The 3,750-nt window shown below is 40.7% G+C and carries 3 protein-coding genes; all 3 read left to right on the top strand.

Annotated elements, in window-relative coordinates; all coding sequences use genetic code 11:
• Window positions 1–669: 669 nt before the first annotated feature.
• The 3 genes from HWQ41_RS22915 to HWQ41_RS22925 all read left to right on the top strand — a co-directional run bounded on the left by HWQ41_RS22915 (window position 670) and on the right by HWQ41_RS22925 (window position 3,494).
• Window positions 670–1,311, top strand: coding sequence for a hypothetical protein (locus HWQ41_RS22915; RefSeq protein ID WP_292767971.1), 642 nt, complete (start codon window positions 670–672; stop codon window positions 1,309–1,311).
• A 10-nt stretch (window positions 1,312–1,321) separates the two neighbouring features.
• Window positions 1,322–2,149 carry a pentapeptide repeat-containing protein gene (locus HWQ41_RS22920; protein ID WP_292767974.1) on the top strand — a complete coding sequence of 276 codons (828 nt, stop codon included), beginning with the start codon at window positions 1,322–1,324 and terminating at the stop codon, window positions 2,147–2,149.
• A gap of 1,030 nt (window positions 2,150–3,179) precedes the next feature.
• The gene (locus HWQ41_RS22925; RefSeq protein ID WP_292767977.1) at window positions 3,180–3,494 is read left to right on the top strand and encodes a hypothetical protein; all 315 of its coding nucleotides are present in this window, start codon (window positions 3,180–3,182) and stop codon (window positions 3,492–3,494) included.
• The last annotated feature ends 256 nt before the right edge of the window (window positions 3,495–3,750 follow it).

The raw sequence follows: 3,750 nt of genomic DNA on the forward strand, positions 1-3,750 counted from the left end.
AGTCTCCGACTGGGAATGCCCCTCATTGAGGCTCCGCCTCCGTAACTTGCGGCAGAGCCACCAGGAGCTACATTTCCAGCCAGAGGCTGGAAACGAGATTTTAAATCAGTTTGGGCTTAAGTTGACACCAATGAGCATTGCGCTTTACCCCTACAGCATGGTCTATTTACGATCAAAAAATAATTAATCAAAGCCTGAAACAACCTATTTTTGTTAATGCACATCATGATGATTTTGTACAGTGCGTAAGTCCTAATAGAGAGGATTTTTGCGTCAGTTTTGGGATATTTTTTTATTTGTCAGTCCCTAACATCAAATTTATCAGTAAATGAAGCCAAGCATTGCTTGATTTGGGCATTGTAGGCAGTGATTTGTGTCTAAGAAAACTTGTACAATTGTCAAGGCGGTTTTTACTATCAAAGTGCTTCTCATACCAAATTAGGAAAGGATGTATTGTTTCAACAGCAGGGTAACGGATGGGAAACCTCTGATAACAAGGTTTTTGGAGTATATCTTAATTACGAATTACGATCAGGCGTAAGATTTATCGACAGCAAAATTTTTCTACTTTGTGTTTTTCCATCCTTGACTTGTGGCTAAAATGCCCCAAGTTAGGCGCTTATATCTTGCAATAGATAACTTTTACCCTTATGACTGGAGAGCAAAATCTTGGGAATAGAGCTACGCAGTTTCGTATTTCTCGACAGCCTGCAACCTCAACATGCAGCATATATGGGAACAGTAGCCCAAGGCTTCTTACCATTACCAGGGGATACATCACTGTGGATTGAAATCTCTCCTGGTATCGAAATTAATAAGATTACGGATGTAGCCCTGAAAGCTGCCTCCGTCCGTCCGGGAGTACAGGTAGTTGAACGACTGTACGGACTATTGGAAGTTCATTCTAGCTCCCAAGGCGAAACGCGAGCTGCTGGTCAAGCCATTTTGGAGTTACTGGGAGTCCGAAGAGAAGAATGTCTCAAACCGCGTGTTGTTTCTAGCCAGATTATCCGCAACATCGATGCTTACCAAACACAACTTATTAATCGCACCCGCCGGGGACAGCTACTACTAGCAGGACAAACTTTGTATGTATTAGAAGTGGAACCTGCTGCTTACGCCGCACTGGCTGCGAATGAAGCTGAGAAAGCGGCGGCGATTAATATTCTTGAAGTTCAAGCTGTAGGTAGCTTTGGACGGCTTTACTTAGGTGGAAAAGAACAAGATATTCTCGCAGGTGCGGCGGGAGCATTAACGGCGATTGAAAGTGTAGCTGGTCGGGCAAATCCTCTGGGTGGGCGTCAGGAGTAAAGGAGAGAAAATGGCAAATCGAGAGCATCTAGCTTTACTGAAAGCAGGTGCAGTTACATGGATTGAGTGGAGAAAGAAAAATCCCCAGATTGAACCAGACCTCAGCGCCGCAAACCTGCAAGGGGATAACCTCAGAGGCGCAAACCTCCAGGGGGTAAACTTGAACAAGGTGGATTTGGGTAATGCTTTACTCGTGCGAGCAAACCTCAGTGGTGCTGACCTCAGTAGTGCCAATCTCTACAAAGCCTTCCTCATTGAAGCTAACCTGAGTGATGCTAACTTGAGTGTTGCTAACTTGAGTGGTGCTATACTTACGCAGGCAGATTTGAGTCATGCCAATTTGATTGGAGCGGACTTGAGTGAGGCGAATTTAAGAGGCGCTGCGATCGCTCATGCTAATCTAATTGGAACAGATTTAAGAGGCGCTAACTTGAGAGATGCCGATTTAGGTGCAGCGAAGCTAATACGGACTAATCTCTCTTTTGCCAACCTCACTGAAGCTAACTTGATTGCGGCTGACCTCAGCGAGGCAAGTTTGTACGAGGCGGAAATGTTGGGGGCTTATCTTTATAAAACTGACCTTTACAAAGCTAATCTGAACAATGCTCACCTCACTGGTGCTTACCTGCTACGGGCTAACCTCAGTGAAGCTGATTTGAGTCAAGCTAATTTGAGTTGGACTAATCTTAGAGGCGCGAATTTGGCAGGGGCGAATCTCAGAGGAGCTAACCTTAGAGGAGCTGACATTAGGGGAGCTAACCTCAGCGGCGTAAATCTTCAGGAGGCAATTATGCCTGACGCTTCAAGGCACGATTCGTTAATAAAAAAAAGTAATTGACATTTAGATCAGCAATTCTCATTATGAGAATAATTATTGCTCTCATTCAGAACTATACAAAATTTTCAGTTAAAGGTATGGTTTTTGTATCTTTTTAATTTTTAAGCAGTGGCGATCGCTACGATCACTTGTACGGGTATCCTTGGGGAAAGATGAAGCTTTTAACTATGCTGTGCTTAAGCTTTGCTTTTTGGCTTGCGGTTCTAAGCCTTCTTCTCGGAAATATTTAGAGTGAATGAACAGCTGCTCTGAAAGTTTGTGATGAGATGGTAAACCTTAAATATCGACATAAATCAAAAAATTATCGCTTGATTATTGGCTGGCTCGTCTGATAGGAAAGGGTTGCAGTTTTTGGATGTTTACAGAGCAACTCATATCTAGTAATCCTAAATCATTCATAATAAAGAATATCTTCGACTTATTTGAAAAGTTGGGAAGCTGTGGGTTTATATTCTCAGTATTTACCTAACATAGTCAGATTAGTATCTATTGGTGAACGTACACACGTATTTATTTACAAAAGCTACTTCATCAAACTCAGGTTTTATTAAAATTTCATATACTTTTTGCTTTAGTTAGTTAAATATGCGAATTAAGAGTTGATTTTCTCTAAATCAGCTTTTTCCAAAAGTTCAGTAACATTCCTCTTTTACTAACAAGTTAAATATAACTAAAATATTAATAGTTGTGCTGGCTTAGTTGATGATAAAACGTCAATTATTCCAGGTGTATCTATTTCCCAACTTTCTATAAGACCGATTCAGTAGTCTTAAAATAACCGCTTTCTTTTTACGAAAGATAAGTTTACCTTTCCCTTGACTTGTAGGAAAGGTGATCGAGAGATGTTCGGTTGTTAGCGAATTAATGTACTAAGCGCTAGTAGTCTATTCATTTGGAAATCGCTGTGATCAGGTTTTCTTGGATAACAGCGTCATGATTTATATTGGGAAATTGCGGTTTTATTTCTAACTGAGAACAAACACAACTTCTTTAAGCTTTGAATATTTATCAACCCATTTTACCAATCCCCATGCAACAACATATTTCTCAATTTCTCATACTGGTATTAGGAACAAGTTCGACTTTGATCGTTACTCCATGTCAAGCTGAAACTCCGGTAAAAACCAACAGTCAAAATACTGATAATATTAGTTCTATATCTTCAAATTCACCTTCCGCTATCCAATTGAGTGATTTTGCCAATTCTACTAATGGCAAAGCATCTATCCTCTCTGAGGTAGCGAATAACTCTTCTGCTGCTAATGCTAATATAACTGCAACTAAGCCTCAGCCACGGATTCCTGTATGCAGCAGAATTTTTCGCACATCCTCGATGCAGCAATAATTAGCGGTTAAACATTTAGTTTACTTGCTTGGGCTGATAGCGATATGCATCAATAGATGATGTACAACATTACCTAGTGAAAATACTACCCCAGTTAGAGAGATTCTAATTGTTCTCTCTTCTTGGGGTGGGATGAATATCATCTATAGCGGTTCTCGTTTGTATGCAATTTTGACCTCTCTTCAAACCTCTCTCCTTTTAGGCTATCCATTAGTCACATCTTTCTTAACATTGCGGAAAAGAAGTCAGGGAGAGG

Origin of the sequence: Nostoc sp. NOS(2021) (assembly GCF_017115025.1) — a bacterium.
Taxonomy (GTDB): Bacteria; Cyanobacteriota; Cyanobacteriia; order Cyanobacteriales; family Nostocaceae; genus Nostoc.